This is a genomic window from Micromonospora sicca, assembly GCF_003172935.1.
GTDB lineage: Bacteria > Actinomycetota > Actinomycetes > Mycobacteriales > Micromonosporaceae > Micromonospora > Micromonospora sicca.
The window spans coordinates 1-5,695 of record NZ_QGKS01000369.1; the positions used below are offsets into that span (position 1 = coordinate 1).

At 72.3% G+C, this 5,695-nt stretch carries 5 protein-coding genes and 1 pseudogene; 5 read left to right on the plus strand and 1 reads right to left on the minus strand.

Translation table 11 applies throughout. The annotated features are described in order from the left end of the window. Positions 1-333: hypothetical protein (locus DKT69_RS38610; RefSeq protein WP_438361889.1), on the minus strand; the 333-nt coding region annotated here is incomplete at its 3' end. 500 nt (positions 334-833) lie between these two features. Between DKT69_RS38610 and pdhA the strand changes: the two genes are divergently transcribed. The 5 genes and pseudogenes from pdhA to DKT69_RS39220 form a co-directional block, all read left to right on the plus strand. Then, positions 834-2,018, plus strand: coding sequence for a pyruvate dehydrogenase (acetyl-transferring) E1 component subunit alpha (pdhA, locus tag DKT69_RS29755; protein WP_109804776.1), 1,185 nt, complete (start codon positions 834-836; stop codon positions 2,016-2,018). Further along, positions 2,018-3,007, plus strand: a complete 990-nt coding sequence (locus DKT69_RS29760) for an alpha-ketoacid dehydrogenase subunit beta (protein ID WP_109804777.1) — start codon at positions 2,018-2,020, stop codon at positions 3,005-3,007. Before pdhA ends, DKT69_RS29760 begins: the two co-directional genes overlap by 1 nt. Before the next feature lie 5 nt (positions 3,008-3,012). Beyond that, positions 3,013-4,473 (plus strand): dihydrolipoamide acetyltransferase family protein, encoded by a 1,461-nt coding sequence (locus tag DKT69_RS29765; protein ID WP_109804778.1) that lies wholly within the window; start codon positions 3,013-3,015, stop codon positions 4,471-4,473. Between the two features lie 222 nt (positions 4,474-4,695). Next, positions 4,696-4,833, plus strand: coding sequence for a hypothetical protein (locus tag DKT69_RS39215; RefSeq protein ID WP_165823299.1), 138 nt, complete (start codon positions 4,696-4,698; stop codon positions 4,831-4,833). 349 nt (positions 4,834-5,182) lie between these two features. Next, a pseudogene (locus tag DKT69_RS39220) lies at positions 5,183-5,695 on the plus strand (LppU/SCO3897 family protein); the annotation flags it as partial.

Genomic DNA, 5,695 nt, shown 5'->3' on the forward strand with positions numbered 1-5,695 from the left:
CACCGGGGCAGGCCGGGTGGTGGGCGCCACCGCGGGCTGGCTGGTCCCGGGCAGCGGGATGACCACCGGGCCGACCGAGGGCGTCGGGATGAAGGGCGTGCTGTTGTCCGGGAGGGCGGTGCTGCCGACGGTGGCCGACCCGGCGCTGATGGCGGCGAGGATCGGCATCGACGCGGTGCCGGCGAGCAGGGCGACCGTGAAGAGGTAGCCGCGGCTCGGGCCGCCGAGTCCGGTTGCCCGGTGGGTGCCGACCACCCGTCGGTAGCCGGCGGCGGGGGCCGCGTGGTGGCGGCCGAGGAGTGGACTTCCGGGACCCTCGGCTGGCTCGGACACCGGCACACTCCTCGTCGTCGACCTTCGGCGGGATCGTCGGTTGCGGGCACGTCGGCCTAAACGGACAAACGCCGCTTAACACTCACCGGGACACCAGTCAGCTTGAACCAGTGACGCTCAGTTCACCAGTCGCCACCGCGTGTCGACACACACTTTGTCCGTCGCGGTCGAGTGCGCATGCGACAAAAAGGTCTATCCGTCGCTTTGCAGACGGAACGCCACCGGGGTGGAGGGCCATACTGTGGGCCCGCTCACCTCCTCTGCAATCATTCAGGCACGACGGCAACGTAGCCGCCACCTCCGCGCACCCGCGGCAGGTGCGGTACGACGCCGGCGCTCCCGAACCGGGTTCGCCCAGAATCCGGCTCACGCCGCGCGGCAACCCTCACCGGGGCTAGGCGCGGCCGCCAGGAACCAGCCCGGCACCAGCCGGGCGGGTGCACGATTTGCGCGGCTAGGGTCACCCCCGGCACCGGCGCAGACACGACAGGGAGAGACGGATGGCAAAGGGCGACCCCGGGGTCACCACCCGCGGCCGGCGGGCCGCACCCCGTTCCAAGCGAACCGCCTCGGCGAACGCCGGTGACCCGGCACTCGTACAGCTGCTGACGCCCGAGGGCGAGCGGATCGAGAGCGCGATCGGCCCGGACGGGACCGAGTACCGCGTCGACTTCACCGACGAGGAGTACCGCGGGCTCTACCGCGACCTCGTGCTGGTCCGCAAGCTCGACGCCGAGGCGACCGCGCTGCAGCGCCAGGGCGAGCTGGGCCTCTGGGCCAGCCTGCTGGGTCAGGAGGCCGCGCAGGTCGGCTCCGGCCGGGCGCTGCGTACCCAGGACATGGCCTTCCCGACCTACCGGGAGCACGGCGTCCTCTACTGCCGGGGCATCGACCCGATCATGCCGCTCGGCCTGTTCCGCGGGGTCGACCAGGGCGGCTGGGACCCCAACGAGTTCAAGTTCAACATGTACACGATCGTGATCGGGGCGCAGACCCTGCACGCGACCGGGTACGCCATGGGCGTCCACATGGACGGCAAGACCGGCACCGACGACGGCGAGGCGGTGATCGCCTACTTCGGCGACGGCGCCACCAGCCAGGGCGACGTCAACGAGGCGTTCGTCTGGGCCAGCGTCTTCAACGCCCCGCTGGTGTTCTTCTGCCAGAACAACCAGTACGCCATCTCCGAGCCGCTGGAGCGGCAGACCCGCGTCCCGCTGTACCAGCGGGCGGGCGGCTTCGGCTTCCCCGGCGTGCGGGTGGACGGCAACGACGTGCTCGCGTCGTACGCGGTGACCCGGCACGCGCTGGACAACGCCCGGCTCGGCCAGGGCCCCAGCCTGATCGAGGCGTACACCTACCGGATGGGGGCGCACACCACCTCCGACGACCCGACCCGGTACCGGATCGCCAGCGAGGTCGAGGCCTGGCAGGCCAAGGACCCGATCGCCCGGATGAAGGCGTTCCTGACCACGCAGCAGATCGCCGACGCGGACTTCTTCGCCTCGGTCGACGAGCAGGCCCGCGCCGAGTCGGTGCACCTGCGCGAGCGGGTGCTCGCCATGCCCAACCCGGAGCCGGTGACGATGTTCGACCACGTCTACCCCAACGGGTCCCCCGAGCTCGACGAGCAGCGGGCGCAGTTCAGCAAGTACATGGAGTCGTTCGAGGGGAGCGCCCACTGATGGCCACGGAGACGCTCACCCTCGGCAAGGCCCTCAACACCGGTCTGCGCAAGGCCCTGGAGAACGACCCGAAGGTCGTCATCATGGGCGAGGACGTCGGCAAGCTCGGCGGCGTGTTCCGGATCACGGACGGGCTCCAGAAGGACTTCGGCGACCAGCGGGTGATCGACACCCCGCTGGCCGAGTCCGGCATCATCGGCACCGCGGTCGGCCTGGCCATCCGCGGCTTCCGCCCGGTCTGCGAGATCCAGTTCGACGGCTTCGTCTACCCGGCGTACGACCAGATCGTGTCGCAGGTGGCGAAGATGCACTACCGCTCGCAGGGCAAGGTCCGGATCCCGATGGTCATCCGGATTCCCTACGGCGGCGGCATCGGCGCGGTCGAGCACCACTCGGAGTCGCCCGAGGCGTACTTCGCGCACACCGCCGGCCTGAAGGTCGTCACCTGCGCGAACCCGCAGGACGCGTACTCGATGATTCAGCAGGCGATTGCCTCGGACGACCCGATCGTCTTCCTGGAGCCGAAGCGGCGCTACTGGGAGAAGGGTCCGGTCGAGCTGGACGCCCCGCTGTCGGAGGCGTACCCGCTGCACTCGGCCCGGGTCGCCCGCGCCGGCACCGACGCCACCGTGCTGGCGTACGGCCCGATGGTGCGGACCTGCCTGGACGCGGCGACCGCCGCCGCGGAGGACGGCCGCGAGCTGGAGGTCATCGACCTGCGCTCGCTCTCCCCGCTGGACCTGACCGCCGCGTACGAGTCGGTGCGGCGCACCGGTCGCTGCGTGGTCGTTCACGAGGCCCCGGGCAACCTGGGCCTGGGCTCGGAGATCGCGGCCCGGATCACCGAGGAGTGCTTCTACTCCCTGGAGTCCCCGGTGCTGCGCGTCACCGGCTTCGACACCCCCTACCCGGCCAGCCGGGTGGAGGAGGAGTACCTGCCCGACCTCGACCGGGTGCTCGACGCCGTCGACCGCACCTTCGGCTGGTGAGCGGCATGTCACGGATCAAGGAGTTCAACCTCCCCGACCTGGGCGAGGGCCTGACCGAGGGCGAGATCCTCGCCTGGCTGGTCAAGGTGGGCGACACGATCGAGCTGAACCAGCCGATCGTCGAGGTGGAGACGGCCAAGGCGGCGGTCGAGATCCCGGCGAAGTGGGCCGGCCAGGTGCGGTCGATCTTCCACCCGGAGGGCACCACGGTCGAGGTCGGCACGCCGATCATCGCGATCGACACCGACCCGGGCGCCGGCCCGATCGAGGAGTCGACGACCGGCGAGCCGGCCGACGCGCTGCCCACCCCGTCGGCGGCCTCGCTGGCCGCGGTCGAGATCGCGCCGGAGGAGGGCATGGTCGAGCCGGGCCTGATCGGCGGTCCCGCCCCGGGTGGGCGTACCGCCGTGCTGGTCGGCTACGGCCCGCGCACCACGGCGGCGAAGCGCCGGCCGCGCAAGGGCGGTCTCCCCGCCCAGGCGGCGGCCGCCCCGGTCCAGCCCGCCCCGGCTCCGGCGCCGGTCGCACCGGCTCCGGCGGCTCCGGCGGTCAACGGCACCGGCCGGACCGGCGGGCTGGTGCTGGCCAAGCCGCCGGTCCGGAAGCTCGCCAAGGACCTCGGCGTCGACCTGGCCACGCTGACCGGCTCGGGCCCGCTGGGCTCGATCACCCGGGAGGACGTACAGCGGGCGGCGAGCGGGACCCCGGCGGCGGCCGAGCCGCTGACGGTCGCGGCGCCGACCACGGTGGCCGCGAGCTTCGGCGCGGACCGCGAGCAGCGCATCCCGGTCAAGGGGGTACGCAAGCTCACCGCCGAGAACATGTCCCGCTCGGCGTTCACCGCCCCGCACGTGACGGAGTTCCTGACCGTCGACGTGACCCGGGCGATGAAGGCCCTGGACCGGCTCCGCGAGCGGCGGGAGTGGCGCGACGTCCGGGTCTCGCCGCTGCTGCTGGTCGCCAAGGCGGTGCTGCTGGCAGTCAAGCGCCATCCGATGGTCAACTCGACCTGGGCGGGCGACGAGATCGTGGTCAAGGACTACGTCAACCTGGGCATCGCGGCGGCCACCGAGCGCGGCCTGATCGTGCCGAACATCAAGGACGCCGGCCGGCTCTCGCTGCGCGAACTGGCGGACGCGATGACGGCGCTGGTGCAGACGGCCAAGGCCGGGAAGACCTCCCCGGCGGACATGTCGGGCGGCACGCTGACGATCACCAACGTCGGCGTCTTCGGCGTCGACACCGGTACGCCGATCCTGCCGCCGGGCGAGTCGGCGATCCTGGCCTTCGGCGCGGTCCGGGAGATGCCGTGGGTGCACAAGGGCAAGGTGAAGCCGCGCCTGGTCACCACGCTCGGCCTCTCCTTCGATCACCGGATCATCGACGGTGAGCTGGGCTCGAAGTTCCTCCGCGACATCGGAGACTTCCTGGCCGATCCGGAGGCGGCGCTGCTCGCCTGGACCTGACGGTCGACAGACACCAGGCCACGGCCGGTGTGCCACGGGTGAACGCCCGGCACACCGGCCGTTGCCGTTGGGGGAAGAATTCGTCGGCCCCGACCGACCATGACCTACGATCCTTAGGTCCGTGGTTCAGCTCACCTAATAATCGATGGAAGTTGACCGCGTCATGCGCTTCAATAGAGACATCAGGGGCTGACAACCGAATAGCCAGGAGGAGAGACCCAGATGAGCATGATCGAGCGAATCCGCAACCGCCGCGACGCCAACCGCCGTGCCCGCGCCATCGAGCACGCGCTGCGTTCCGCCAACTCGCCCGCGGTCCGCGAGGAGCTTCTCGCCATCGCCCAGCGTCACATGAGCTGACGCTCCTCGACTTTCCTCACCTCCTCCAGTTCGGAGACCCGCCCGGCGCAGCCGGGCGGGTCTCCGGCGTTTGGGGGTGATTGAGACCGGGATTCCACCTCGCCGCACCGCCCGGTACGGTGGGGCTCGGTCGCCACCCACCCGCCCCCGGCGAGATCGCGCCGATAGAAGCCGATCGACACCACACGGCAACGGTGAGTGACGGCCGGTGCTCCCCGGACACCTCCGGGCGGCCACCGGATACGGTGCGGGGAGCCCACACGGCCGGTATCCGCCGGCGACGCCGGCAACCATGCCGACGGTCCCCGATCGGCATCGGCGGCCGACATGTGATGGAGGAGGCGCACCCATGACGTCCGAGGCCCCGCACCGCCCCGGCCAGGAGCCGGGCGAGGTGTCGCCTGGCGCCGGCGGACCGGCGCCGTACGGCGACCACCCGGCGCAGCAGGACAACGGGTACCCCAACGCCCCCGATCTCGGCTGGGCACCACCCCCGCCGGCCGGTCGGCCGAACCAGCCGGCCCCCGCCTGGGGCGGACAGGACGAACAGTCGCCCGCCCCCGCCTGGGCGCAGCCGGGCGGCCAGCCACCGAACCCCACCTGGGGCGCCGCCCCGGCCCCGCAGCAGCCCGAACCCGGGTCCTGGGGCGCCCCGGCCCAGCCCGCGTGGGCCACGCCGGAACAGGCCGGCCCCGCCTGGGCCGCCGCTTCCGCACCCGGCGGCAACCCGGGCAACCCACCGGCCGAGCAGTCCCCGCCCGCGTGGGCGACGCCGTCCGCGCAGGCCGGCCCCGGCTGGGCCGCCGGGCCCCGGGGAGACCAGCCGGCCGGCTCGGACGGCGTCGCCCACGCGGGCGGGCGC

What these genes read in the sequence shown, in the direction of transcription:
- DKT69_RS39215 (WP_165823299.1), top strand. Translation starts at nt 4,696, where the DNA reads ATGAGCATGATCGAGCGAATCCGCAACCGCCGCGACGCCAACCGCCGT.
- DKT69_RS29760 (WP_109804777.1), top strand. Translation starts at nt 2,018, where the DNA reads ATGGCCACGGAGACGCTCACCCTCGGCAAGGCCCTCAACACCGGTCTG.
- pdhA (WP_109804776.1), top strand. Translation starts at nt 834, where the DNA reads ATGGCAAAGGGCGACCCCGGGGTCACCACCCGCGGCCGGCGGGCCGCA.
- DKT69_RS29765 (WP_109804778.1), top strand. Translation starts at nt 3,013, where the DNA reads ATGTCACGGATCAAGGAGTTCAACCTCCCCGACCTGGGCGAGGGCCTG.